The sequence below is a fragment of the Rhodococcus huquni genome (genome assembly GCF_055231055.1).
Window position 1 is genome coordinate 503,525 of record NZ_JBUYWE010000002.1, and the last position, 24,026, is coordinate 527,550.

Genomic DNA, 24,026 nt, shown 5'->3' on the forward strand with positions numbered 1-24,026 from the left:
CGAGGGAGTTCCACATGTTCGTCTGCATCTGCAAGGCCGTCACCGAGGACGAGGTGCACCAGCACTTCGACGACGGTGCGGGCGACGCGGACGCGATCGGCGAACGGTGTGGAGCCGGATGGGGATGTGGTACCTGCGTCGAACGTCTGAACGAGATCCTCTGCTCTCGTTCGATCGGCAGCTCGACGGCTGCCTGACAACCTGATCCCGAACCACTGCATTCTCGAACGGCTGCGGTTCGGGGACGACACTTGATACGGTCGCTCTTGTTCCGGCGACCGGAGGTTGTAATGCGTGGCGACGACGAAGTTATCGCTCTACTCAACGAACAGCTGACCAGTGAACTGACCGCGATCAACCAGTACTTTCTGCACTCGAAGATGCAGGCCAACTGGGGATTCACCAAACTGGCCGCGAAAACCCGCGAAGAATCGATCGAAGAGATGATTCATGCGGAGAAGCTGACGGATCGAATTCTGCTGCTCGAGGGTCTGCCCAACTATCAGCGCCTCTTGCCGCTGCGTATCGGCCAGGATCTGCGGGAGCAGTTCCACTCGGACCTCGCTATCGAGGTGGAGGTCGTCGAGCGGCTACGTCCGGGCGTGCAGATGGTCCGTTCCAAAGGCGATGCCACGTCGGCAGGTCTCCTCGAACAGATCCTCCGCGAGGAAGAAGACCACGTCGACTACCTCGAAACGCAGATCGAGCTGATGGACAAGATGGGCGACCAGCTCTACATGGCCCAGCTCGTCGATCAGCCGCCCACTGCCGGCTGAGGCTCTGCTCTAGAGCTTCTTCGCTCGTAGTTCGTGACCCTTCGAGGTCTTGCATCGGCCCGTCTCGAGATCCCACTGCCAACCGTGCAGGTTGCAGGTGAGATTGGTGCCCTCCACGACGCCGAACTTCGAGAGATCGGCCTTGAGGTGCGGGCAACGCCGCTGGATCTCGTACCCGCCGACCTCGATCGACGCGTCGTCGTCGTGCGCCTCGGAGAACCAGCCGTCGGCGTACGCGATGCGCTCGTCCGTGAGGCACTTGAAGAACGTGTAGAGAAACTCGTTGTAGCCGCCGATGCGCCACGCCTCGAAGCGGGTCGACAAGAAGATGCTGTTCACCCAGTCGGGCTCGTCGTCTCGCAGGACCGTGCGGACCAGTTCCGGGGGGATACGGAATCCGTACCGGTACTTGCCGTCCTTCTCACCCTTGGGGCGCACGATGCGTTGCGGGAAGTCCAGCACCACGGTCTCGTCGCCCATCACGAGTCCGACCGGGTAGCCGATCCCGTCGCAGATGAGATCGGACTGTCGCATGATCGGCTCGAACTTCGCCTTCAGTCCTTCGAAGAGCGACTCGCCTTCGGCAGGCGCCCAGGTGGCCTTCTCTGCCGCGAGAACCGGTGCCATCCGCTGCGCCATGTCCTCGATGTAGGCGGCTTTCTCGCTGAAGATCTTGTCGACCTCGGCGTCGGGAATCGGGTGCGTCAGCCCCAGGTCGCTGCCGTGAACCTCGGCGGTCGAGCCCGGGATCATGAGGATGCCGCCGTTGTTGCCGTGGATGCGCATCTGTTCCAGGAAGGTGATCTGGTCCGGGAAGATGTTGCCTTCGTCACCGTGATCGTCGTTGAGGTAGCGCAGTTCGTCGTCGAGGAACACCGGCGGACCGGCGGACGGCACGACCCAGGTGGCGCCCACCTGCTCGATGTAGCTGCGGCAGCGGTCCATTCCGCGTTGGCGCTTCTGCTTCCCGAAGTTGGCCTTCGTCTTCTTCGGAATGTCGTAGACCATCGGGTACCAGATCGCGCCTGAGTACTGCAGGAGGTGAATGTCGATCTTGCCGAACTGCTGCAACACGTCCATGTCGACGGGGCGTGCGTCGTTCATGTTGAAACAGGTGCTCTCGCCGTCCGAGACCACGAGGCCGGAGTCGCCGATCGGCCCGTCCGCCGGGGCGCGCAGGGCGATGATCATGATGTCGAGATCGCCTTTGGGTCCCGTGAGCTTGTGCTTGACCGAGTCCTCGGTCTCGAAGAACTTGTGGAAGCCGAGCGCCTCGAGCTCACGGCGCAGGTCCGGCACCGGGTAGTCGGGCAGTAGAACCGTCGCGTCCTTGTTGACGTGTTTGGTCAGCGTCTGCGGATCGAAGTGGTCCTTGTGCAGGTGCGACACGTACAGGTAGTCGCAGTCACCCAGAGCATCCCAGTCGAGGCCGGTGTTGTCGGGAAACGGAAACCACGACGCGAAATAAGCAGGATTGACCCATGGATCGCACAGGATCGAGCCTGCGTCCGTCTGGATGTGGAAGCCGGCGTGTCCGACACTGGTGACCTGCACTGGTTCTGCCTCCTGAAAAGCTGAGCGACCACACCAGGGTATGCGAATGGCTGCGGTCGACCCACTCGGACCGCTCGGTGTCCGTCGACAGTGAGCCGGACCACGAAGTACGGGCTACGCTGATCGACTGTGGAACCTGTCTACCGAACCATAATCGGACTCGCCCGCACGATCTTCGCGTTCGAGGGGTTGAAGTTCACCGTCCACGGCGCCGAGAACATTCCCGCCGAGGGCGGCGCGGTGATCGCCGTCAACCACACCGGGTACATGGATTTCACCTACGCAGGCCTGCCCGTGCGCAGTGTGAAGCGGTACATCCGGTTCATGGCGAAGAAGGACGTGTTCGACAACAAGATCTCCGGCCCGATCATGCGGAGCCTCAAGCACATTCCCGTCGATCGCGCGGCCGGCTCCGATTCGTACAAGGCTGCCGTCGAGTATCTGCAGCGCGGCGAACTCGTCGGCGTGTACCCGGAAGCCACCATCAGTCGTAGCTTCGAGATCAAGGAGTTCAAGTCCGGCGCGGCGCGCATGGCCGTGGAAGCGGACGTGCCGATCATCCCGCTCGTTATCTGGGGTGCGCAGCGCGTGTGGACGAAGGGCTACCCGAAGCGGTTGGGCCGCACGAACACCCCGATCTCGATCAGTGTCGGCAAGCCGATCTCCCCGTACGAACCGGTCGCGGACCTCACGGCCGAACTCCGGTCGTCGATGCAGCAGCAGCTGCTCGAACTGCAGAAGAACTACGAGCACCCGGCCGGCGAGTACTGGGTGCCCTCCCGTCTCGGCGGCGGTGCCCCCACCCTCGAAGAAGCCGACAAGATGGACGCGGACGACGCGGCCGCGAAAGCCGCATCACGTAAGTCCCGCGAGGCCTGATCCCCACCCCGACCACTGACCAATGTCACACACGTTCAGCTCACGACCACCGGTGTGACATTCGTCGGGGGGTGGGCGGGGATAGATCGGCCGGGGGTGGGCGGCAGGCACAATGGGCGGGTGAGCTCATACCCGACGTCCCCATCCCTGACGTCCGCATCGAATCGCCCGAGCATCGTCGCCTCCGACGTGGACGGCACCTTGATCGGTCACGACGAGCGGGTGAGCGCGCGGACGCGTGAGGCTGTGACCGCAGTGGTCGAATCGGGGACTCCGTTCGTGCTGGCCACCGGCCGACCGCCACGGTGGATCCCACCGGTCGTCGAGGGGCTCGGATTCGCGCCGCTCGCCGTGTGCGCAAACGGTGCGGTGATCTACGACAGCGCGACCGATCGGGTCCTGAGCGCGGCGACCCTCGGGGTGGATCTGCTCGAATGGCTTGCCGATCTGGCCGCGACGGTACTGCCCGGGTCCGGTCTTGCTGCCGAACGGGTCGGGGCGAGCGCGCACGATGCGGCGACTCCGCAGTTCGTCAGTGAACCCGGCTACGAACATGCCTGGCTCAACCCGGACAACACGGAACTGTCCGGTATGGAACTGCTGTCGGCACCAGCTGTGAAGCTGCTCGTCCGACTTCCCGGCGCGAGTAGTCAGTCGATGGTCGAGGCGTTGGCGCCGCACGTTGCGGGTAACGCGGATCTGACGTATTCGACCGACAACGGCCTCGTCGAACTCTCCGCCGCCGGCATCACCAAGGCGTCGGGCCTCGTGTATCTGGCCGAGTATCTGCACGTCGATCCGGCATTCGCCGTCGCGTTCGGGGACATGCCGAACGACATCCCGATGCTGTCGCTCGCCGGCACCGGCGTGGCGATGGAGAACGCGCACCCGGATGCGAAGGCTGCCGCGGACGAGGTCACCACCACCAACGTCGACGACGGGGTCGCGAAAGTACTCGAGCGCTGGTGGTCCTGAGACCACCAGCGCTCGAGCGCGTTACGAGATTCAGCCGACGGGTGCCGGTGCTGCTTCGGGCGCCGGAGCGGGAGCCGGTTCCGGTGCTGGAGCCGCCTCAGGAGCAGGCGCGGGGGCCGGAGCCGGAGCAGGTGCAGCGGCCTCGACCTTGGCGCCGTTCGAGTACGTCTCCTGGTACGTGTCGTTGTAGGTCTTCAAGACCTTCGTGACCAGACCGGACAGCTCGTTGAAGACCAGCGAACCGTTCTCGAAGTCGGTTCGGAAGCCGCCCGGGACCGCGTACTCGTCCGAGGTGGGCAGTCCGAGTTCGCCGTTGTCGAGTCCGAGACTCTCCCACGTCTTGAAGATCTCGCCGAGCACCGTCCACACGCCGCCGTTGGGTGCGCTGTAGATGGCACCGTTGACGAATTGCGCGCCGGTGTTTCCGGCCTTCGCCTGAAGCAGCCCGGTGAGGGCCTGGCCCAGACGACCGGCATCTCCGCCCTGTGCCATCCACTTCTGGACGACGGGCGACTGATCGGCCATGCGTGCGAGTTCGCTGACGAGAGCCGGAACCTGACCGGCGGCATCGGCGCTGGCGTTGGTACCGGGCGAATTGCCGGGCGTGTCGCCCTGCGGTGCGGACGCCTGGATACCGGCATCCGATCCCGCGACGTTGGCTGCGGCGATATCGCGGATCTCGTCCATGTGGGCGTATGCGGCATCACCCGGGCACGTCGTGTTGCCGACGTCGCGGTGGGCGAAGATGATCGGCAGATCGACCGCCTGGCCCTGGGCGTACGGCGTGAACTCGGTGCCCTCGGAGTACATGGTGGTCTGGCCCTTGGGGTCCAGGCCGGCTTTGCCGAGACGCCAGCCGAGGAACTTGCCCACGGCGTCGAGGCTCTCCTGAGTCGGCTCGACGGAGGAGTAGTCACCCATCATGGCGATGCCCATGGTGTTCTCGTTGAATCCGCCGGCGTGGGCGCCCTGGACGGGCTTGTCGAGACCGCCTGCGCGACCCTCGAACACCTGGCCGTACTTGTCGACGAGCGCGTTGTATCCGACGTCGCACCACCCGAGGGTCTGTGCGTGGTAGGCGTAGATGCCGCGGACGATCTCTGCGGACTCGGCCTTGGAGTAGTCGTTGCTACCGGCCGTGTGGTGCACGGTTGCGCCACCGAGGAAGTCGTCGTAAGTCGGTTCCTCGCAACGGATCGACTCGTCGGCACCCCACTGATCGCGGGTGATCACGTTGGGTCCGCCGGCGGATGCCGGTGTCGCGATATCGCCGAGGTTGCCGTCGGACGGGCCCGATCCGGGCTCGATGAGAACGGCGGTGACGTCCTCCGCTCCGGTGTGAGCAGGTGCCGGCTGTTCGTGCAGCGGCTTGCTCACCGACGCGGGGGTGTAGCCGAGCGGAGCGTCACCCTGCGGCGCCGGTTCGGCGGGCGTGAGGGTTTCCGGAGCGGGTGCTGCTTCGGGAGCCGGTGCTGCCTCGGGCGCGGGTGCTGCTTCGGGCGCCGGGGCAGGTGCAGGTGCCGCAACTTCCGTCGGAATGGACGGCGTCAGGATCTGGACGGCCTTGGTGAGCCCGACGAAGATCGGCTCGGTGGCGACGGTGCCGTCGAATCGGGTGTTGTCGGTGGCCCGGCTGTCGACCATTCCGGGTGTGATCCAGGGACCCCAGGAGCCGTCCTCCTGCATCGCGCGAACCTTGGATTCGGCGGAGGCGACGGTGTTGGAAGTCAGGGCGACCATGCTGAACGGTGTGTCCTGGCCGAGTTCCTTGACGACCGCGCCGGGCTGTTGGTCCTCGGGCGGCGCGACGGAGGGGTCGGAGATATCACCGGGGGTGGGGAGTTGGAGCGGAATCTCCAGGTTGCTGGGGATTTTCAGACCGCGCGGCAGCTGAATCCCGTCGGGGATCTGGATGCTCGACGGAATGGGGAGATTGCGGAGCTGTCCGATGTTGACGTCGGGGACGTTCAGGCCGGTCAGGTCCTTCACCGGGATGACGATGTCGGGTACCTGCTCGAGTGCCACCTTGGCGATATCGGTGGACACGACGGTGTTCGACGATTCGTTGGCGGACTGGACGCCGGAGGGCGCGCTGGTGATGCCGAAGACCGCGAGAGGACTTGCGACAGCCAGGACGGCTACGGCCCCCAGGACGAGCGAGGGCTTCGGTCGACGGTGCGGCAAGGGGACTCCTCAGTTGTAGGTTCCAGCGTTCGACCAGGGCCGATGTCCGTGGTCCGGACGCGTATGTCTGCAACTTGCGATGGTGCTGTGACAGGCGTGTCGGATATTGCCAACTCCAGTCACTCTTGCCACACTAGTCACACAAGTGTGTAAGGCTCAACCTTAGATTGAGACTTTATCGGAAATCTTTCACCCACGCTCACCGGACCCCACTCGGCCGGTTCTGCGACGAGGAGTGCGTCAATGGCGAGTTCTCTCAGGAAGCGCTACATCGCGGGAGGTCCGCGCCGCGCAGGCTGGCGCAACACCGTACTTCGGGCAAGCGCTCTGGGTATCGCACCGGCCTTGGCGCTCGGTGCGGCCGCCGGCGGCGTGTACCTCGCGAAAACCACCTCCGACGACCAGGTGACCTCGGTTGTTGCATCCGACACGCCGTTCACGATCACGGGTCACGGCAACGGTCACGGACGCGGCATGGGCCAGTGGGGTGCCTATGGGTATGCCAAGGATCAGGGCTGGGCCGCCGAGCGAATCCTCGGTCACTACTACGGCGGCACCACTCTCGGTCATCTCGAGGACGCACAGATCAGCGTGCGAATTCAGGGCCACGACGACAAGCCGCTCGACGTGTACTCGGACGCCGGCGCGGTCGTCGCGGGCAAGCAGGTCGCGCCGGGGGAGGGTGTGCACCTCACTCCGATCCCCGGCGGCGGCGCCAACGTGGTGGTCACCGCGGGATGCTCCGGTGACGTGCTGTGGCAGGACGTCACGGATCACCCGTGGGTCGACCCGATCGATCTGGCCCCGGACCGGCCCACGAACGAACACCTGAAATTCTGTGCCGGTGACGCTCCCTATCGCGGTTCGCTCGGGGTCGCTCTCGACGGCACGGCACCGCGCACCGTGAACGTGGTGAACATCGACGACTATCTGCTCGGTGTCGTCCCCGCCGAGTCGCGGGCGGACTGGGCGGACACCGGTGGCGCTGAGGCGTTGCGCGCACAGGCCGTGGCGGCGCGCTCGTATGCGGCGGCCGAGAACCGGGAAACATATGCGCGCACCTGCGACACGCAGAGCTGCCAGGTGTACACCGGATCTGCCAAGGAGGACCCGCGGACTTCGGACGCGGTGCGGTCCACCACGGGCACGGTCTTGACGAAGGACAATGAGGTCGTGGCCGCCGAGTTCTCCTCTTCCACGGGCGGATACACCACGGGCGGCGAGTTCCCGGCCGTCGAGGACCAGGGTGATTCCGCGTCGCCGCACCACGACTGGAACGTCACGATGTCGGCCGGCGACATCGGATCGGCCTTCGGGGTCGGCGAACTGCAGTCGATCGACGTGACGTCGCGCAACAACTTCGGAGCCGACGGCGGCCGCGCGACTGCAGTGAAGGTCGTCGGTACGACGGGTACGGCCGAGGTCACCGGCGCGCAGGCGCGAACCAAGCTGAAGCTGAAGTCCGATTGGTTCACCGTCGCCGAAGGCGTGACCGTGCCCGACGCGCCGAAACACGATCCCGGTCAGGTGGATCCGGACGATCCGATCGGAACGACTCCCGGCTCGCCGATCGACGAGAAGTATCGCGAAATCGGCGGTCCGGACAGCACTGTCGGTGCCCCGATCGGACCCGAGATGATGCTGCCGAGCGAGGCGGGCAAGTTCCGCATGTACGAGAAGGGCACGATCGTGTGGACCGAGACTCTCGGTGCGCAGGTCATCGACGGCAACGTCATCAAAGAGGTGTTGCCCGACAGTGGAAGCAGCGACAAGCCCGTCAGATGACGTGTCGGTGATTGCGGAGGCGCCGGCGCATGTCGAAAAGATAGAGATGCGCGGGCGCCCACCGAATCGGCTTGGGAACGAGCTTGTACACGATGGGGAGTAGTCGCATCAGCGCATCGAATCGGCGCTGATCGCGAGGATCCCACGGAAGCTCGAACTTCTCCCGCATGGTCTGGGGTAGCAGGCCGACGGTGACGAATCGGTTGAGAGGGAGAAGAACTCGGGCGGCGAGCGGGACGTCACCGCCGCCGAGAAGTGCGTGTACGTATTTACGCACCTGATCGTCCACCTCGGTGTGTTCGATCATGTGATCCCAGTACTTGTCGAATGCTTCCCGACTCTCCGGCCACGAGCTCTCGTCGACCTGGAGTGCCGTGCCGTATACCGCCGACTGTTGATAGATCCGTTCGGCCGTCTCGTCGTCGAGCTTCCCGAAGAAGCGTTCGTAGAGGTCCGAGCCGTTCTTGTACAGAGTCGCAGCGACCCAGAGTTGCAGGTCCGGATCGAAAGCGTTGTAGGTGTCGGACCGGACGGGGACGTGCGCCTTGTTGACCAGTCGAACGATCGCTTGTTTCTCTTCAGGAGTGCCCAGCGTGACGGCGTAGACGAACGTCATCGTGGTGCGTAGTCGGTCGAGCGGCCTGACCAGAGTGGTGCTGTGGTCGGCGACTCCGTGCCCCACCCCGGGGCTCGCCAGTTGCAGCAGGACCGTCGAACCCGCCCCGAGGAAGAGGAAACTCTCGCCGACGAAATCTGTCAGGTCGAGTCGGTCCTCCCGCAGTGTCGGGCCGCGGCGTTCCGTCAGGCGAGTGCTCATGTCGCTCCCATGCGTCGAGGGCAGATGCAACGTAATTACGATTACTGTTGCATGGTTGCGCAATGGTGGCAATGGGTGGTGGCAGATCGGCTAGATTCGACGGTGATGACCACCGACCTGCTGTCCGCGCTTTTCGGCGATGACAGCCACTCCGACATCGACGCTCGCATCCTGGAGGCGGCGCTCGAACAGTTCGCCCTGACCGGTGTGCGGCGCACGAGTACGGACGACATCGCGCGTCGTGCCGGCGTCAACCGCGCGACTCTCTATCGCCGCCTCGGGCCGAAGGACGACATCGTCTCCGCGGCGTACCTGTACGAGGCTGCGCGTGTGCTGTCGCACATCGAGAACGAACTGGCCGGGGTCGACGACGTGGACGAGTATGTCGTCCGGATGTTCACCGTCACGATCACTGCCCTGCGCGGCAACCGCCTGCTCGAACAGATGTTGCAGGTGGACCGGGACGAGACTCTGCACAGTCTGACGGTCGCTGCGGGCAGTGTTCTCGAACTGGCTTCGCAGTTCCTCGCACCGCGGATTCGAGACCTCCGCGAACGGGCGGGCACGCTCGGCTCCCCGGACGATCCCACCGCAATCCGCCAGGTGGACGATCTCGCAGCCCTGCTGGCCCGGCTCGCACAATCGTTGTTGCTGACGCCGGACGGCCCGCCGCGCTTGCACACCGAGGACGAGATGCGCAGCTTCGCGGTGTCGGTGCTCGTACCTCTTGTGAGGGGCTAAGCGGGCTGTGCCCAGATCCCGGCGCGGTCGAGATGTGTCATGAGCCGTTCTGCGCCGTCGTCGAACTGTCGGCGGGTCTGCTCGGCGATCTGCTCGAGGTCCCCCGCCCGTAGGGCGACGATCAACTGGTCGTGGCAGTCCACTGCCAATTCTCCCCAGGATCTGTCGGCCGCGTAGAGCCGATGCGGGGTGTAGCGAACGGCGTTGTGCAGGAACCAGGCCAGCTTGCCCGCTCCCGCAACCACATTGAGGTGCCGGTGGAACTCGAACTCACAGTGCGCGATCTCTGCTGCGTCCTGTCGCTCGACCGCCGATCGAAGACCGTTTCCGAAGTTCTCGAGTTCGTCGATCTCGTCACCGGTGATGACACGCGCTGCTCGGAGGGCGAGTTCGACTGCGATGACGCCCTGTAGCCAGAAGATGTCGCGGACGTCGTCGCGGCTCAGCGGCGACACCACGTACCCGCGATGCGGAACGAGCTCGACCATGCCTTCGCCGCGAAGGGTGAGGAGCGCCTCGCGAACCGGAGTCACGCTCACGCCCAGCTCCGCCGCAGTTTCGTCGAGCCGAACGAAGTCTCCCGGCCGGATTTCGCCGGACATGATGAGACCTCGTACGTGGTCGGCGACGTCCTCGGACAGCTGCGGGCGTCGCCTCAGCGCGGGGGCAGGTGTTCGTGTGGCCATCGCGCTCTCCTCACAAGCCGTACGTCTTGCCGATGATGTCTCGCTGGATCTCGTTGGTGCCGCCGTATATCGACGAGACCAGCGTGGTTCGCACATGGCGTTCCATGTCGAACTCGGTCGCGTAACCGTATCCGCCCATCATCTGCATTCCCTCGAGAGCCACCTTCTTCGCGGTCTCGGTGAGTTTCAGCTTCGCCATCGATGCCTCGCGCGGGAACATCTTGGTGGGATTCTCGTCCACCTTGCGTGCCACGTCGTACACCAGTAGGCGTCCGCACTCGATTTCGGTTGCGAGATCGGCGATTCGGTGCCGGATGGCCTGGAACGTGCCGACCGGGCGACCGAACTGCTTGCGTTGGGTGACGAACTCGAGGGCGTCCGCGAAAGCGCGTTCTGCGGTGCCGAGCATCATGGCCGCCAGGATCAGCCGTTCGATGTTCAGGCCCGTCATCAACTGCGTCCAGCCCGCGCCCACCTCTCCTACTACCGCATCGGCGGGCAGGTGGCAGTCGGTGAAGTAGAGATCGTTGACCTCCCGGCCGCCCATCGTGTCGATGCCACTGATGTTCAGTCCTTCGGTATTCGCCGGGACGTGGAACATGGTGAGTCCCTCGTGCTTGGAGTCGCCGCGTGAGGTCCGGGCCACCAGCAGGATGTTCTCGGCGAAGTGCGCATTGGAACACCAGGTCTTCTGCCCGTTGATCAGCCATCCGGAGTCGGCCTTCTCGGCCCGGCAGGACAGGTTGCCCACATCGGAGCCCGCCTCGGGCTCGGACATCGAGATCGACTGAGAATCCCCGCGGACGATGCCGCCGAGCACGGCCTCCTTCTGCTGCGGCGTTCCGAAGTTCGCGTAGGCCGCGCCGGTGATGAGCGTCGGACCGATGCCACCGATCGGCAGCATCCCCCTGGCGGACTCTTCGAGGAGGATGCACATGTCCACGGTGGTGCCGGCCGAACCGCCGAACTCCTCTGCCGTCGTGATGCCGAGCCATCCGAGTTCGGCCATCTTCGTGTAGACGGCCTGGTTGTGGGTGTGCTGCCCGTGTCCGGTGAGGGTGTCACGCTGTTCACGGGTGCCTGCTTCGCGCTTGCAGAAGCCGGCCACTGCCTTCGCGAAGTCCGCCTGTTCCTGGGTGAAGCTGCTGGTCATCGGTCGACTCCTGAGAGGGGTTGTCGGCTTTGCGAAGTCCGCATAGTGTGAGTTTCACAACAGTAGATCACATCAAATATATGTGATGCGTGGCCAACGCCGAAGGATGTCTCGATGACCGATCAGCTGACCCCGTTCGATGCCGACCGTGAAAGCGACACCGGTGCCGGAGTGTTCGACAGCCTCGACCCTCGAAACGGCGACGTGATCGCCACCCATCCGCTGCAGGGGATCGCCGACGTGGATGCGGCTGTCGCCAAGGCACACAGAGCTGCCCGGTGGTGGGATGTGCAGGGGTTTCGAGGACGTCGCAACTGGCTCCTCGAGTTCAAGCGGGCGGTGGCCGCGGATGCGGACGGCCTCGCCGCCGTCATCTCGCGGGAGAGCGGTAAGCCCGCCGAAGATGCGCTCCTCGAGGTCATGCTGGCGGTAGAGCATCTCGACTGGGCGGCCAAGCACGCGAAGAAAATTCTGAAGCAGCGCAAGGTCGGTTCCGGACTCGTGAGTGCGAACCAGGCTGCCTACGTGGGCTATCGGCCCTATGGCGTGGTGGGCGTGATCGGTCCGTGGAACTACCCGGTCTACACGCCGATGGGGTCGATCGCCTACGCGTTGGCTGCCGGCAATGCGGTGGTGTTCAAGCCCAGCGAACTCACGCCGGGGGTGGGGATGTGGCTTGCCGACAAGTGGCAGTCGATCGCGCCGAGTCAGCCGGTGTTGCAGACGATCACGGGCGACGGCTCGACCGGTGCCGCTCTGTGTCGGGCCGACGTGAACAAGATCGCCTTCACCGGTTCGACCGCCACCGCGAAAAAGGTGATGGCCACCTGCGCGGAGAACCTCGTGCCGATCGTCGCAGAGTGCGGAGGTAAGGACGCGATGCTGGTCGCCGAGGATGCCGACCTCGACGCGGCGGTCGAGTTCGCTTCATTCGGTGCGTTGGGCAACGCGGGTCAGACCTGCGCTGGTGTCGAGCGGATCTACGTCGTGAAGCCCGTGTATCAGCAGTTCCTCGACAAACTGGCAGCAAAGGCCGCAGCCGTCGCTCCGGGTGGTGAACCGGATTCCACCTACGGTCCGATGACGCTCGGAAAGCAGATCGGCATCGTCCGCGATCAGATCGAGGACGCCCTGTCGAAGGGTGGGCGAGCGGTCGTCGGTGGCGTCGATTCCGTGAAGGAACGCTACGTCGAGCCCGTCGTGCTCACCGGTGTCCCCGAGGAGAGCACCGCGATCACGGAAGAGACGTTCGGACCGACGGTTGTGGTCAACGAGGTCGCCGACCTGGACGAAGGTGTCGAGCGGGCCAACGCATCCAAGTACGGGCTGGGCGCATCGGTGTTCACGAAGAACAAGGCCAAGGGCAAGCAGATCGCGGAACGCCTGCAGTCGGGGGTCGTCACCGTCAATTCGGTGCTCGGGTTCGCCGGAGTGCCCGCGCTTCCGTTCGGCGGCGTCGGCGATTCCGGGTTCGGACGCATTCACGGCGCGGACGGCCTCCGCGAATTCAGCACGGTGAAATCGATGACGGTGCAACAGTTCAACGCCCCACTGAATCTGTTGACGCTCGAGCGGAAGGCGCGGGACATGAAGATCTCGGCGTGGATACTAGCGAAGCGACATGGGTGATTCGGATGAATCTTCTGACTGCCCCGAGCAGCGCCGGCCACGGGCGATACGGAACTCTGCAGCGCATTCGGCAGCTCGATCCGGTGACGGACAACCATGAAATACACCGTCTGACAGCAGGGTTCGAGTTCCCGTGGGACTACCAGCGTTCGCTCGAGTTCGCGTTGTTCCGAACGTACTGCGTTCCGACGGTGTCAGCCCTCCTGCAGAAGACGGGGGAGTTCGAGAACAAACCGCAGAAGCGCTACGACGACACGGCGTTGTTGATGGCCGAGATGGTGGAACACGGATACGACTCGCCGCGTGGACGGGAGTCGCTGCGCGTCGTGAACCGTATGCACGGCAAGTACGACATCGACAACGACGACATGCTGTATGTGCTGTCCACCTTCGTATACGACCCGCTCGACTGGATAGACAAGTACGGGTGGCGCCGGCTGGACCCGAAAGAGCGACTGGCCGCGTTCCACTTCTACCGTGCGGTGGGAACGCGGATGGGCATCAAACGCATTCCCGAGTCCTTCCAGGAGTTTCACGCGTTCAAGCTCGACTACGAACGTGAACAGTTTCGGTACACCGACGACAATCACAAGGTGGGCGGGTACACGCTTAACCTGTTCACCAGTTGGTTTCCCGCGTTCACGAGGCCGATCGCCCGCCGTGGGGTGTACGCGATGATGGACCCACAGATGTCCATGGCATTCGGATTCCCCTCGGGCTCGACGCGATTGAGATCAGTGCTCGATGCTGCGCTGTATGCCCGGGCACGAATGGAGCGCTTCATGCCGGCACGAACTGCATCGAAATCGTCGAAGGACCCGCACAACCGGACCTACCCCGGCTACCCGGTCGGGTACAGCCCCAAAGATCTCGGCGCGGACAATGAGCTCGGTGCGGACGATCAGTGCCCCGCGATTGCTACTGCGGCCGGTCGGCAAGCCGGAGTTCGTCGATCACAGCGGTGACGCGTGTCCGTTGTTCCTCGTCCAGCCCCTGGATGGGCAGTGGCAGCGATGAGGCGGCAGCAAGCCCGAGGTGCTCTGCAATTGCGGCAATCACTCGCAAGCTTCCACCGAACTGCGTGAACAACGACCAAAGTGGTTCGAGACGAGCGGATTCCGCGATGGCATCGGCCTGGCGGCCCTCACGTGCAGCACGCGCGATCTTCACGGCCGTCCTGGGGATCGTTCCGCCGATCACGGAGTACCAGGCCTCGCAGCCCGCATTCAACCCGGTGGCCGCCGACGCATCCCCGGACACGCCGATGGTGATGTGATTTGGCACGACCGCCCGAATCGCTGCGACATGATCCTTCGCTTCGTCGGGTTCGGCTGGGACGCCGGGGATCTTGATCGATGCGATCCTGGGCAGTTCGGCGATGCCTGCGTAGAGATCGAGCGTGAACGCGAAATGGGTGGTGCCGGGGTTGTCGTACACGATGATCGGCAGATCCGCGTGCTCGGACGCAGTTCGGAAGAGTTCGAAAACGTCGTTCTCCGTGAGGGATTGGTACGTCATCGGGGCAAGGAGAACACCCTGCGCCCCAACTGCTTCGGCGTCTTCGATGTTCGCCAGTACCTGTGACGTCCGCAATGCTCCGACGCCTACGAATACCGGAGTATCCATCGAGTGATCGACGGCGAGTCGAGCAACCCGCGTCCGTTCCTGCGAGGTGAGGTACGCATAGGACCCGGTTGAACCGAGAGCGGTGATCGAGTCCACCTCGGCCTCGACCAGGCGCTTGACGATCCCGACAAATGCTTCCTCGTCTACCGAGTCGTCGGCAATGGGAGTCAGGGGGAAGGCGCTCAGGCCAACGAAGTGGCTCGAATCGATTTTCTGTTCGTTGTTCATGAGTCCAGCAGGGTAGCCAGCATGAGGGCTTTCACTCGCGCGGGTCCACCCGATTCGGCGTCGAAGCGCAGCATGCTGCCGATGTCGAGCACCAATCCGAGAGTTGCGTGTACCAGAAACCGCGACTCGGAGATGGAGAGGTTCGGACGGGTGTCCCGGAGAAGCTGCGACCACTCGTCCACGTTGAGGCGCTGCACGTTTCGGAGGGCTCTTCGTTCACCGGTCGGCAAGCTGAGTATTTCCGCGTAATACACGGAAATGAGCTCGTGGTGCCGGAAGGCGAGGTCGACGTAGACCTCGACGAGGCCCGTGAGCGCCTCCCGGGGCGTGGTGGCGTGTTCGAGTGCAGAACCGAGCGCGACGGCAAGGCGGTCGCCGGCGCGATGGAAGGTGGTCGCGAGTAGCTCCGTCTTGCCGGAAAAGTATCGGTACACCCCGGAGGCGTTCATGCCTGCGGCAGTTGCGATCTCTTCGATGCTCACTTCGTGGTACCCGCTGCGATAGAACAGGTGTAGCGATTCAGCCAGGAGCAGTTCGCGTTTCGATGCGGCGAGCATTCCGCGGTTCGGTTCGGTGACGGGGCCTTTCGCGGGCGCCTGCAAGTGGGGGAGTTCGCACTGCACGACGGCGATTGCGGTGGCGAGGAGAAGGGACTCGATTCTCTTCGTGGACAAGGAAGCCCGGTGCGCCGTGATGCTTCCGATGACGCTCAGTGCAGCAGCACTCAGAGTGGCGGCGTCGTAGGAGCTCAGTTCGGGCCGAATGCGTGTCAACGGGGCGGCGATCGCGAGGTTGATCGATTCGATCCGATTGCGCAGGCGAGCCCGGTCCTCGGGCTGAAGGTACCGGTTCTCCCAGCGATACAAGCCGCCGGTTCGGCGGTTCTCGATCGTGGTCTCGACGACGCTTGTCAGAACGGCCTCGAGCTGTGCGGACGCGTCGTCGTTCTCCGGAACCGCCGTGACGGACTCGTGCAGGGCGTCGGCCAAGCCCAGTGCGGCGTCGACGAACAGGGCGTATTTGTTCGAGAAGTGGCGGTAGAGGGCGGGACCCGAGATGCCTACCTCGGCGGCGATATCGTCGATTCCCACCGCGTGATACCCACGTTCGCTGAAGGCGGCTGCGGCAACCGAGGCGATCTGGGCCTTGCGATTCTTCGGCCGCCGAACGGGGGTTCGTTCGGCGGCAACGGCCTGCGCTCGGTCGGTCACGACATCTCCTGAATGTGGCTGATCGGAACCCATGTTAGTCGGGCAAGCCAATCTAGTGATCTTCGGTTATCAGACCAGATGCTCATCCGCGGCGTCGCGACTTCACTCGAATCCCAGATCAACGTCATTGATCAGACGTAGCCTCTCTTGGAATGTTAACGGCAGTTCTCGGGCTGCCGACTTTCTCCGACCGACTGGGAGTACGCGCATGGTTGACGGACTGGACGACCGGAGTCGAGGCATTGTCCGGCAGGGGATCCGCGGCGAGCTCGAGGAAGGAGTCCTTCGGATCACGATCGTTCGGCCCGAACGCATGAATGCGTTGGACGACTCGGCAGCGCAGGAACTGATTCGTGTGCTCACCGAGGATGCGCGCGACGAGCGGGTTCGTGTCGTGGTGCTCACCGGTGACGGAGCCGCGTTCTGTACCGGCGCGGACATCGCTGCGATGGCAGCCTCGCCGGCGGGTACGCCCGAAGATTCCGATGCGCTTGCGAGGCGCACGATGGAGACGGCAGCCGCATTGGTCAGGGCGATAGTGGATCTCCCGGTTCCGGTGATCGCTTCGGTGAACGGTCCGGCCGTGGGACTGGGTGTGTCGCTCGCACTAGCGGCGGATCTGGTCTACGCATCGCCGGACGCATACTTTCTGCTCGCCTTCACAAACGTGGGATTGATGCCCGACGGCGGCAGCAGCCTCCTGGTTGCGGCGGCTGTGGGTCGTGCTCGGGCGAACGCGATGGCGTTGTTGGGTGAGCGTCTCGACGCTCGAACTGCTCGGGACATCGGATTGATCAACGAGGTGGTCGAGGCGCCGGGCCTGGACGAACGAGTGGCGAAGGTGGCTCGTAGATGCACTCGTGGCCCGCGCCGCGCGCTGGAGTTGACCAAGAACGCGATGAACGCCGTGACGTTGACGCTTCTCGAAGACGCTCTGCAGCGCGAGTCCGCAGGGCAGCAAGAGCTGCTTCAGGCTCCCGACTTTGCGACGGGCATCTCCGCGATCCTCTCCGGCGCTCGCCCTCGCTTCGAATGAGTCGACGCGAACAGACAACCACTTAAATCGTTCGTCTACCTACGAACTTCCCAGTCAGAGGGTTCGGGCTCGGAGAAGTCACGTCGCGCACTCGAGAATCATCGTTAACAAAACCTGGTCCGGAAGCGCGTAGTCATGTAATACTCGTCACAATCTTCCGGTGGGGGCATCGTGCCCGACCGGGGACCCTCAGGAGGGGATTTCATGACTTCAGCGCCCGAGCCGGTTCGTTCCCGCCGAAATCACTGGAACAACCAGGTCGCAACCCACGCACTCATGAAGCCCCACCACACCGCACTCCGATTCGAAGGCCGATCCCTGTCCTGGAAGGAGCTTTCGGAAAGAACCGAGCGTCTGGCCGATGCGTTCGGGCGCCGTGGCGTCGAGTTCGGTGACCGCGTCCTCATCGTCATGCTGAATCGCCCGGAGTACCTCGAGACGGTGCTTGCGATCAATGCGCTGGGCGCCATCGCGGTCCCGGTCAACTTTCGGATGAGTCCGCCCGAGGTCGCCTACCTCGCCGAGGACAGTGGCGCACGTGCCGTCGTCGCCGAGGCCGCCCTCGCACCGCTGGTGTCGAAGGTGCGCGAGTCGGTGACCTCACTGGAATCGACGGTGATCGTCGGCGGCGACACCGACGTGGCGGCCGGAAATCATGCTTACGAGGATCTTCTTGCGGAGAAAGGGGAATCCGCGCAGCGGCCCGACGTCCCGGACGACACGCCTGCGCTGATCATGTACACGTCGGGAACCACAGGGCGGCCCAAGGGCGCCGTTCTCTCGCATGCCAATCTGCAGGCGCAGGCCCTGACATGTATTCGGGCACTTCGTATGCAAGCGGGTGACGAGATCGGCTTCTGCGCCTCGCCCATGTTTCACATCGCTGCCCTCGGCAGCATTGCTCCGTCCCTCGTTCTGGGCCTGACCACCGTGATTCACCCGACAGGCGCCTTCGATCCGGGCGCTCTACTCGACGCGCTCGAGGCGGAGGATGTCACCACACTGTTCCTGGTCCCCGTGCAATGGCAGGCAGTGTGTGCGGCGCAGCAGGCGAACCCCAGAAAGCTTGCCCTCCGAGTGATCTCGTGGGGCGCTGCGCCTGCTTCGGACACGGTTCTCCGAGCCATGGCAGAAACTTTTCCGGACGCCGCGAATGTGGCGGTGTTCGGGCAGACGGAGATGTCGCCCATCACCTGCGTGCTGGACGGCGACGACGCGCTGCGCAAACTGGGGTCGGTGGGCCGAGTGATTCCCACCATCGCGGCGCGGATCGTGGACGAGGAGAACAACGACGTCGCCCCGGGAGAAATCGGTGAAATCGTCTACCGCGGTCCCACCCTGATGGAAGGGTACTGGCGCAACCCACAGGCCACCGCAGACTCGTTCTCGGGAGGGTGGTTTCACTCGGGCGACCTGGTTCGGCAGGACGAGGAAGGTTTCGTCTTCGTCGTCGATCGCAAGAAGGACATGATCATCTCCGGTGGCGAGAACGTGTACTGCGCAGAAGTGGAGAACGTCCTCTACGGGTATCCGAGTGTTGCGGAGGTCGCGGTCGTCGGCCGGCCGGACGCGAAATGGGGTGAGGTACCGGTCGCCGTCGTCGCCCTGAAACCGGAGGCGCCCGAGCCCACGATCGGCGAAGTCGTGACCTGGCTCGACGAACGCCTCGCACGGTTCAAGCATCCCAAGGAACTGGTGATCGTGGACGCATTGCCGCGCAATGCGAGCGGCAAGGTGGTCAAGGGATCGCTGCGCGACTCCTACGGGGCGACTTCGGGTGTCGTCACCGGCGCCTGAATGAGCTTCGAACTTCCCGCAGCGAAGGGGCCGGCGCGGGATCTTGCCAACCAGGTCGGGGCTCTCGTCGGGTTCTCGCTGAACGCGATGTTCCAGACCGGGCGGACGTTGGTGCTGCGGCGACTGTCGCTCGAGGAGACACTGCGGCAGACGTTGTTCATCGCGAAAGTATGCAGTGGTCCTGCGCTGCTGCTCATGCTTCCGATCGGAGTCCTGATCGCCGTATCCGTGGGTTCACTCGCGGGGCAACTCGGTGCGGGCGGCTACTCGGGGGCCGTGGTGGCGTTCGTGGTGGTGGGGCAGGCGGCTGCCCTCGTGTGCGCCCTCATGCTCGCCGGTGTCGGCGGGTCGGCGATCTGCGCAGACCTGGGCTCGCGCACCATCCGTGAGGAGATCGAGGCGATGGAGGTGATGGGTCTCGACGTCGTCTCGCGACTCGTCGTTCCACGTCTTCTGGCGTCCGTTCTGGTGTCGCTCTTACTCTGTGCGCTCGTGACCCTCATGGGCATCACGGCCTGCCTGTTGTTCGAGGTGTACGTGCAACATCAGTCTTCGGGTGCGTTTCTGGCGACGCTCAGTGAGTACGGGCGGCTCTCCGACTTCACCATGGCGATGATCAAGTCGGTGTGTTTCGCGATCACCTCGGCCTTGATCGCGTCGTTCAAGGGGCTCCATGCGAAGGGCGGCCCGAGCGGCGTCGCCGATGCTGTGAACGAAGCAGTGGTGCTCGCCTTCGTGATGGTCTTCGTCGTCAATACCGTTCTCTCGCAGCTGTACACGGTGATCGTTCCTGCAGTGGGCGCGTACTGATGATCGGCCTCGCCAATGTCGAACGCGCCCGTCGGCTCGGGCGTCCGCTCGTCGCGGTGGGGCGGGGCCTCGAAGAGGTCGGTGTTCATGTCACCTTCGCGGTGTCCACGATCGCGTCGATACCCTTCGCGATCAGGAGATACTGGCGACAGATACTGAAGCAGATCGGTGAGGTCAGTTTCGGGTACGCATCACTGCTTGCCGGCGGTGGGACCCTGGGAATCGTCTTCGCGATGTCCGCGGTCGCAGCGATGATGGTGGGGGTCGAGACCTATCGTGGCCTCGATCTCATCGGCATGACGTCGCTGTCGGGGATGTTGTCCGCCATCGCGAACACTCGTGAACTCGCTCCCGTGGTCGCGAGCATCGCCCTCGCTGCGAAGGTGGGGACCGGGTTCACCGCGCAGTTGGGTGCCATGCGCATCTCGGACGAGATCGATGCACTCGACGCGATGGCCGTGCGGTCGATCCCGTTCCTCGCGGCAACGCGGTTGGTGGCCTCCGTGGTGTGCATCATTCCGCTCTACATGGTCGGGCTGCTCTCGGCGTTCATCGCGACCCGGGTGGTGATCGTGAACGTCAGCGGCAGTTCCGCGGGAACTTACGACTACTACTTCCATCTTGCACTCGGCCCGAGCGACCTGTTGTATTCGCTCACCAAGGCAGTGGTGTTCGCCATCGTGATAGCACTCGTTCACTGCTCGTACGGGTTTCACGCCAGCGGTGGGCCCGAGGGCGTGGGCCGTGCAGCCGGTAGGGCGCTTCGAACGAGCATCCTCGCAGTGGGAATCCTCGACGTGCTTCTCACCTTCGCGCTGTGGGGTCTGGTGCCGTCCGTGCCCGGAGTCGCGACGTGAGACGCATTCGGTTCTACACCCGTGGCGGTCCTTCGAGGCGCGCGCTGACCGTGCGTGGACTCGCTGCGACCGTTGTCGCCGTGGCGGCGGGCGGCCTGCTCGTTGCGTACGGCGGGGGTGCATTCGACCGGGATCCGGCCGTGTACGCAGAGCTCCCGGCGGAAGCGGGTCTCGTGACAGGCAACCCCTCGGTCAGATATCACGGGGTGGATATCGGCGACGTGACGCAGATCGAGAGCGGCACCGAGTCCTCGAAGATCACGATGCGGCTGTCGGCGGACGAGATGCCGCGGGTTCCCCGTTCGGTGCTCGTCCGGCTGGTACCCCGCACCCTGTTCGGTGACGTGTACGTGGATCTGGTGGAGCCGGAGGGCAGTTCACGCCAAGAAGGGTCGACCGACACGGGGCTGAATGGCGGTGACGTGCTGCGGGTCGACACGTCGACCGAAGCGGTGCAACTGTATTCGTTGTACTCCGAAGTCAGCACTCTGATCGACAGGCTCGAACCGCAGAAGGCGCAGCAGGCACTCACCGCGCTGAGCGACGCGCTGCGCGGCCGAGGCGACGACATCGGGCGGATGGTCGATCAGTCCGTGCACCTGACCGAAGTGTTGAGCCCGCTCGTGGACTCTGCGCTGGCGTCGACAGGGCAGGTGGCGCGTCTCGCGGACAACCTTGCCGCTGCCACCCCAGACGTCCTGGCGGGTATCGATGCGGCGACGCGCATCTCACGTACCGTTCTCGGTCACCGGGAGGGGCTCGAATCCATCCTCACCGCATCGGTGGGGCTCACCGACAGCGGGAACGTCTTCCTGCACGACAACCGCGAGCGAATCGTCTCGGTGGTGAACAGCGGTGGGTCGGTGTTGGGCACCGTCGCAGACAGGCGTGACGGTCTCTCGCGCAGCCTCGAAGGGCTCGACGACTTCGGCGCCGCCGGCGCCCGCATCTTCCAGACCGGAAAGTTCAGCATCACCGCGGTGCCGAGCTTTGCCGATCCGCTGCCGTACACGGCCGCGGACTGCCCGCGCTATCCCGGGATGGACGGTGCCAACTGCGGCTCGGTGGTGACCAGCGGAGGCGAAGACGAGCAGCAGGCATTGTCGGTCGTCGAACGGGCGGCCACCGGAGTCGATCCGGCATCGAACTCCTCGAATCCGGCCACCGGAATGCTGCTCGGTCCGTTGCTGCGGGGAACGGAGGTGCGGGTCGGTGAATAGTCGTGGGAGTTCACTGCGTGGTCCGGCGCTGCGGCTCGCGGTCCTGCTCGGGATCGGGGTGCTCGCAGCTGTGGTGGTCGCCAATACCCTCACCGTCCCGGTGCCGGGCTCCACGCAGACCTACTCTGCACGCTTCACGAACGTCGAGGGACTTGCGCCCGGCAACGACGTCACTCTTGCGGGAGTTCGGGTGGGACGGGTCGATTCGGTGCGGTTCGAGCCGGCGGGAAATGGTCGAGCGGAGGCGTTCGTGGAGTTCGAGGTCGAAGAAGACCGTGTGCTGACATCGAACGTCGAGGCAGCCGTGCGGTACGGCGACATGCTCGGTGTCCGCTACCTCGCCCTGGCCAACCCGGTGACGGCAGACGTATCCGACGTCGGTGACCGTATGCAGCCGAACTCGACCATCCCCACCTCCCGCACCACTCCGCCTGTCGATCTCACTGCGCTGATCAACGGTTTCGAGCCGTTGTTCGATGCCATCGACCCTGCGGATGTCAACGAACTCGCGCGGACCGTCGTGGATGCGTTCGAGGGGCAAGGGAGCACCATCGAGTCTCTCCTCGTCCGAGTCGCGGAGGTCGCAGGCAACCTGCAGGACCACGAGGCCGTGTTCACGCAGTTGGTGGCGAACCTGGAGAACCTGCTCGGCGCCGTCGACGAACGCGGGGCCGAAGTCGAGCGCTTGATATCCGGGCTCACCGATCTGAGTGCAACCGCTGCGGGACGCAACGACCAATTGATCGCCCTTCTGGGCGACGGCAGTTCCGCAGTGAGTTCCGCTGTCGCGCTGATGGCCGGCTCGCTGGAACCGGCCGATCGCGCACTCGATCAGCTGAACTCCACCACCGACGCGTGGATACCGAACACCGCAGCGTTCGAGACGAGCATGACCGAACTGCCCCGATTCGCGGGCTCCATCAACCGGATCGCCGACCACGGCGGCTGGCTCAACCTGTACATGTGCAATTTCACGCTGACGGCCGGTGACGCGGAGGTCAACATATTCGGCGCCGCGCACTCGGAGGTGTGCCGATGAGCATGCTCCGTTCCTTTCTCGGCATGATCGTCGATCCCCGTCGGAATCGGGTGAATCCCTTGCTGCTCGGGGTGATCGGACTCGTTCTCGTCGCGGCAGTGTTGATTGCGGCCGTGGCACTTCCGCGTGCCTGGTATCTGCTGCGCACGGACGACTATTCCGCAGAGTTCGCCAACGCAGCCGGACTGTCGACGTCCGACCCGGTGTACGTGGCGGGTGTCCCTGCGGGCCGCGTCGAGAGTGTGGAACTCGCAGGCGATCGGGTGCGAGTGAAGTTTCGGCTCGATCATGGTCAGCCACTCGGTGACGCTACGACGGCGGCGATCAAGTTCCGCACCGTGCTCGGAAAGTTGTACCTCGACGTGGCGCCGGGTGGGCGCGGCGAGGTCGGTGACGACGACACGATTCCGGTGGAACGGACCACCGTTCCCTACAGTCTCGACGAGGTGGCGACCGACACCCTGCGCACCGCGTCGGAACTGGACGTTCCTGCTCTGGAAGACATGATGTCGACCCTCGGAGACGTGCTCCCGGAGTCTGATCGCACGCGCGATGCTCTCACCGGGGTCAGCGCGGTAGCCGGCACGATCTCGCGGAACGGCGAGCAGATCTCGCAGTTGCTGGAGACGTCGCGGTCGGTGTCCGGTCTCGTGGCGGCGCAGAGCGATTCGCTCGTGATGCTTCTGGACAACGCGCAGATCGTTCTCGGGACGGTGGCGCAGCGGCGGGAGGCGCTGGTGCAGCTGACCGAGGACCTGAACGTGCTGGTGGACCACGCATCGCAGTTCCTGGTGGACAACGACGATGCGATGAATCGACTGATCACGAACATGCGCTCGGTGATGGAGACTCTCGCCGCGAATACCGCAGAGATCGACCAGTTGATGACGAGATTGCCGCCGGCACTGAGGGCCGCGACGGACGCGTCGGGCAACGGCACCTGGATGGACGTGTCCGCACCGGCCGGGCCGGTTCCCGACAACCTGCTGTGCGTCCTGCAGGTCATGCAGGGATGTGGGTGAG

General features: G+C 64.4%; 22 protein-coding genes. 15 read left to right on the forward strand and 7 right to left on the reverse strand.

What is annotated here, in order from left to right:
- Positions 1-14 precede the first annotated feature (14 nt).
- Both ACZI8R_RS05960 and bfr read left to right on the forward strand, forming a co-directional pair.
- On the forward strand, positions 15-197 hold the full coding sequence (locus tag ACZI8R_RS05960) for a (2Fe-2S)-binding protein (protein ID WP_463378775.1): 183 nt from the start codon (positions 15-17) through the stop codon (positions 195-197).
- A gap of 93 nt (positions 198-290) precedes the next feature.
- Complete coding sequence (gene bfr, locus ACZI8R_RS05965; protein WP_463378650.1) at positions 291-776, forward strand: bacterioferritin; 486 nt, start codon at positions 291-293, stop codon at positions 774-776.
- Positions 777-785: 9 nt separating this feature from the next.
- On the opposite strand, the gene ACZI8R_RS05970 is transcribed toward bfr, so the two are convergent.
- On the reverse strand, positions 786-2,330 hold the full coding sequence (locus ACZI8R_RS05970) for a Rieske 2Fe-2S domain-containing protein (RefSeq protein WP_463378651.1): 1,545 nt from the start codon (positions 2,328-2,330) through the stop codon (positions 786-788).
- 129 nt (positions 2,331-2,459) lie between these two features.
- On the opposite strand from ACZI8R_RS05970, the gene ACZI8R_RS05975 reads away from it, so the two are divergent.
- Both ACZI8R_RS05975 and ACZI8R_RS05980 read left to right on the forward strand, forming a co-directional pair.
- Positions 2,460-3,209, forward strand: a complete 750-nt coding sequence (locus ACZI8R_RS05975; RefSeq protein ID WP_463378652.1) for a lysophospholipid acyltransferase family protein — start codon at positions 2,460-2,462, stop codon at positions 3,207-3,209.
- Between the two features lie 120 nt (positions 3,210-3,329).
- The gene (locus ACZI8R_RS05980) at positions 3,330-4,184 is read left to right on the forward strand and encodes an HAD family hydrolase (RefSeq protein ID WP_463378653.1); all 855 of its coding nucleotides are present in this window, start codon (positions 3,330-3,332) and stop codon (positions 4,182-4,184) included.
- Positions 4,185-4,214: 30 nt separating this feature from the next.
- Here ACZI8R_RS05980 and ACZI8R_RS05985 read toward each other — a convergent pair whose 3' ends face one another.
- A complete protein-coding gene (locus tag ACZI8R_RS05985; RefSeq protein ID WP_463378654.1) occupies positions 4,215-6,368 on the reverse strand; it encodes an N-acetylmuramoyl-L-alanine amidase in 2,154 nt (717 codons plus the stop codon).
- 243 nt (positions 6,369-6,611) lie between these two features.
- Here ACZI8R_RS05985 and ACZI8R_RS05990 point away from each other — a divergent pair, with 243 nt between their 5' ends.
- Entirely contained in the window at positions 6,612-8,153 is a 1,542-nt protein-coding gene (locus tag ACZI8R_RS05990) for a SpoIID/LytB domain-containing protein (protein ID WP_463378655.1), read from the forward strand.
- Here ACZI8R_RS05990 and ACZI8R_RS05995 read toward each other — a convergent pair.
- A complete protein-coding gene (locus ACZI8R_RS05995; RefSeq protein WP_463378656.1) occupies positions 8,146-8,970 on the reverse strand; it encodes an oxygenase MpaB family protein in 825 nt (274 codons plus the stop codon). The genes ACZI8R_RS05990 and ACZI8R_RS05995 overlap by 8 nt on opposite strands.
- 105 nt (positions 8,971-9,075) lie before the next feature.
- Between ACZI8R_RS05995 and ACZI8R_RS06000 the strand changes: the two genes are divergently transcribed.
- On the forward strand, positions 9,076-9,711 hold the full coding sequence (locus tag ACZI8R_RS06000; protein ID WP_463378657.1) for a TetR/AcrR family transcriptional regulator: 636 nt from the start codon (positions 9,076-9,078) through the stop codon (positions 9,709-9,711).
- On the opposite strand, the gene ACZI8R_RS06005 is transcribed toward ACZI8R_RS06000, so the two are convergent.
- Positions 9,708-10,397, reverse strand: a complete 690-nt coding sequence (locus ACZI8R_RS06005; RefSeq protein WP_463378658.1) for a GntR family transcriptional regulator — start codon at positions 10,395-10,397, stop codon at positions 9,708-9,710. The two genes, ACZI8R_RS06000 and ACZI8R_RS06005, sit on opposite strands and share 4 nt — an antisense overlap.
- A 10-nt stretch (positions 10,398-10,407) precedes the next feature.
- Positions 10,408-11,550 (reverse strand): acyl-CoA dehydrogenase family protein, encoded by a 1,143-nt coding sequence (locus tag ACZI8R_RS06010; RefSeq protein WP_463378659.1) that lies wholly within the window; start codon positions 11,548-11,550, stop codon positions 10,408-10,410.
- Between the two features lie 114 nt (positions 11,551-11,664).
- Between ACZI8R_RS06010 and ACZI8R_RS06015 the strand changes: the two genes are divergently transcribed.
- A complete protein-coding gene (locus ACZI8R_RS06015) occupies positions 11,665-13,179 on the forward strand; it encodes an aldehyde dehydrogenase family protein (protein WP_463378660.1) in 1,515 nt (504 codons plus the stop codon).
- 5 nt (positions 13,180-13,184) lie between these two features.
- Positions 13,185-14,144, forward strand: a complete 960-nt coding sequence (locus ACZI8R_RS06020) for an oxygenase MpaB family protein (protein WP_463378661.1) — start codon at positions 13,185-13,187, stop codon at positions 14,142-14,144.
- On the opposite strand, the gene ACZI8R_RS06025 is transcribed toward ACZI8R_RS06020, so the two are convergent.
- Together ACZI8R_RS06025 and ACZI8R_RS06030 are read right to left on the reverse strand one after the other, a co-directional pair.
- Positions 14,098-15,033 carry a dihydrodipicolinate synthase family protein gene (locus ACZI8R_RS06025; protein ID WP_463378662.1) on the reverse strand — a complete coding sequence of 312 codons (936 nt, stop codon included), beginning with the start codon at positions 15,031-15,033 and terminating at the stop codon, positions 14,098-14,100. The two genes, ACZI8R_RS06020 and ACZI8R_RS06025, sit on opposite strands and share 47 nt — an antisense overlap.
- A complete protein-coding gene (locus tag ACZI8R_RS06030) occupies positions 15,030-16,244 on the reverse strand; it encodes a TetR/AcrR family transcriptional regulator (protein ID WP_463378663.1) in 1,215 nt (404 codons plus the stop codon). Before ACZI8R_RS06030 ends, ACZI8R_RS06025 begins: the two co-directional genes overlap by 4 nt.
- 208 nt (positions 16,245-16,452) lie before the next feature.
- Between ACZI8R_RS06030 and ACZI8R_RS06035 the strand changes: the two genes are divergently transcribed.
- From ACZI8R_RS06035 to ACZI8R_RS06065, 7 genes are all read left to right on the forward strand, one after another.
- Positions 16,453-17,280: an enoyl-CoA hydratase gene (locus ACZI8R_RS06035; RefSeq protein ID WP_463378664.1), complete on the forward strand. Its 828-nt coding sequence runs from the start codon at positions 16,453-16,455 to the stop codon at positions 17,278-17,280.
- A 204-nt stretch (positions 17,281-17,484) separates the two neighbouring features.
- On the forward strand, positions 17,485-19,077 hold the full coding sequence (gene fadD5 / locus ACZI8R_RS06040; protein ID WP_463378665.1) for a fatty-acid--CoA ligase FadD5: 1,593 nt from the start codon (positions 17,485-17,487) through the stop codon (positions 19,075-19,077).
- Positions 19,078-19,887, forward strand: coding sequence for an ABC transporter permease (locus ACZI8R_RS06045; protein ID WP_463378666.1), 810 nt, complete (start codon positions 19,078-19,080; stop codon positions 19,885-19,887).
- Positions 19,887-20,744: an MlaE family ABC transporter permease gene (locus tag ACZI8R_RS06050; protein ID WP_463378667.1), complete on the forward strand. Its 858-nt coding sequence runs from the start codon at positions 19,887-19,889 to the stop codon at positions 20,742-20,744. The genes ACZI8R_RS06045 and ACZI8R_RS06050 overlap by 1 nt, the downstream gene beginning before the upstream one ends.
- The gene (locus tag ACZI8R_RS06055; RefSeq protein ID WP_463378668.1) at positions 20,741-21,964 is read left to right on the forward strand and encodes an MCE family protein; all 1,224 of its coding nucleotides are present in this window, start codon (positions 20,741-20,743) and stop codon (positions 21,962-21,964) included. Before ACZI8R_RS06050 ends, ACZI8R_RS06055 begins: the two co-directional genes overlap by 4 nt.
- Positions 21,957-23,003 (forward strand): MCE family protein, encoded by a 1,047-nt coding sequence (locus ACZI8R_RS06060; protein ID WP_463378669.1) that lies wholly within the window; start codon positions 21,957-21,959, stop codon positions 23,001-23,003. Before ACZI8R_RS06055 ends, ACZI8R_RS06060 begins: the two co-directional genes overlap by 8 nt.
- Positions 23,000-24,025, forward strand: coding sequence for an MCE family protein (locus ACZI8R_RS06065; protein ID WP_463378670.1), 1,026 nt, complete (start codon positions 23,000-23,002; stop codon positions 24,023-24,025). Before ACZI8R_RS06060 ends, ACZI8R_RS06065 begins: the two co-directional genes overlap by 4 nt.
- Position 24,026: the final 1 nt, after the last annotated feature.

Coding starts and splice junctions, on each gene's coding strand:
- ACZI8R_RS06025 (WP_463378662.1), bottom strand. CDS start 15,033: ATGAACAACGAACAGAAAATCGATTCGAGCCACTTCGTTGGCCTGAGC.
- ACZI8R_RS06015 (WP_463378660.1), top strand. CDS start 11,665: ATGACCGATCAGCTGACCCCGTTCGATGCCGACCGTGAAAGCGACACC.
- ACZI8R_RS06050 (WP_463378667.1), top strand. CDS start 19,887: ATGATCGGCCTCGCCAATGTCGAACGCGCCCGTCGGCTCGGGCGTCCG.
- ACZI8R_RS05960 (WP_463378775.1), top strand. CDS start 15: ATGTTCGTCTGCATCTGCAAGGCCGTCACCGAGGACGAGGTGCACCAG.
- ACZI8R_RS06065 (WP_463378670.1), top strand. CDS start 23,000: ATGAGCATGCTCCGTTCCTTTCTCGGCATGATCGTCGATCCCCGTCGG.
- ACZI8R_RS05990 (WP_463378655.1), top strand. CDS start 6,612: ATGGCGAGTTCTCTCAGGAAGCGCTACATCGCGGGAGGTCCGCGCCGC.
- ACZI8R_RS06035 (WP_463378664.1), top strand. CDS start 16,453: ATGGTTGACGGACTGGACGACCGGAGTCGAGGCATTGTCCGGCAGGGG.
- ACZI8R_RS06000 (WP_463378657.1), top strand. CDS start 9,076: ATGACCACCGACCTGCTGTCCGCGCTTTTCGGCGATGACAGCCACTCC.
- ACZI8R_RS06045 (WP_463378666.1), top strand. CDS start 19,078: ATGAGCTTCGAACTTCCCGCAGCGAAGGGGCCGGCGCGGGATCTTGCC.
- ACZI8R_RS05995 (WP_463378656.1), bottom strand. CDS start 8,970: ATGAGCACTCGCCTGACGGAACGCCGCGGCCCGACACTGCGGGAGGAC.
- fadD5 (WP_463378665.1), top strand. CDS start 17,485: ATGACTTCAGCGCCCGAGCCGGTTCGTTCCCGCCGAAATCACTGGAAC.
- ACZI8R_RS06010 (WP_463378659.1), bottom strand. CDS start 11,550: ATGACCAGCAGCTTCACCCAGGAACAGGCGGACTTCGCGAAGGCAGTG.
- ACZI8R_RS06005 (WP_463378658.1), bottom strand. CDS start 10,397: ATGGCCACACGAACACCTGCCCCCGCGCTGAGGCGACGCCCGCAGCTG.
- ACZI8R_RS06020 (WP_463378661.1), top strand. CDS start 13,185: ATGAATCTTCTGACTGCCCCGAGCAGCGCCGGCCACGGGCGATACGGA.
- bfr (WP_463378650.1), top strand. CDS start 291: ATGCGTGGCGACGACGAAGTTATCGCTCTACTCAACGAACAGCTGACC.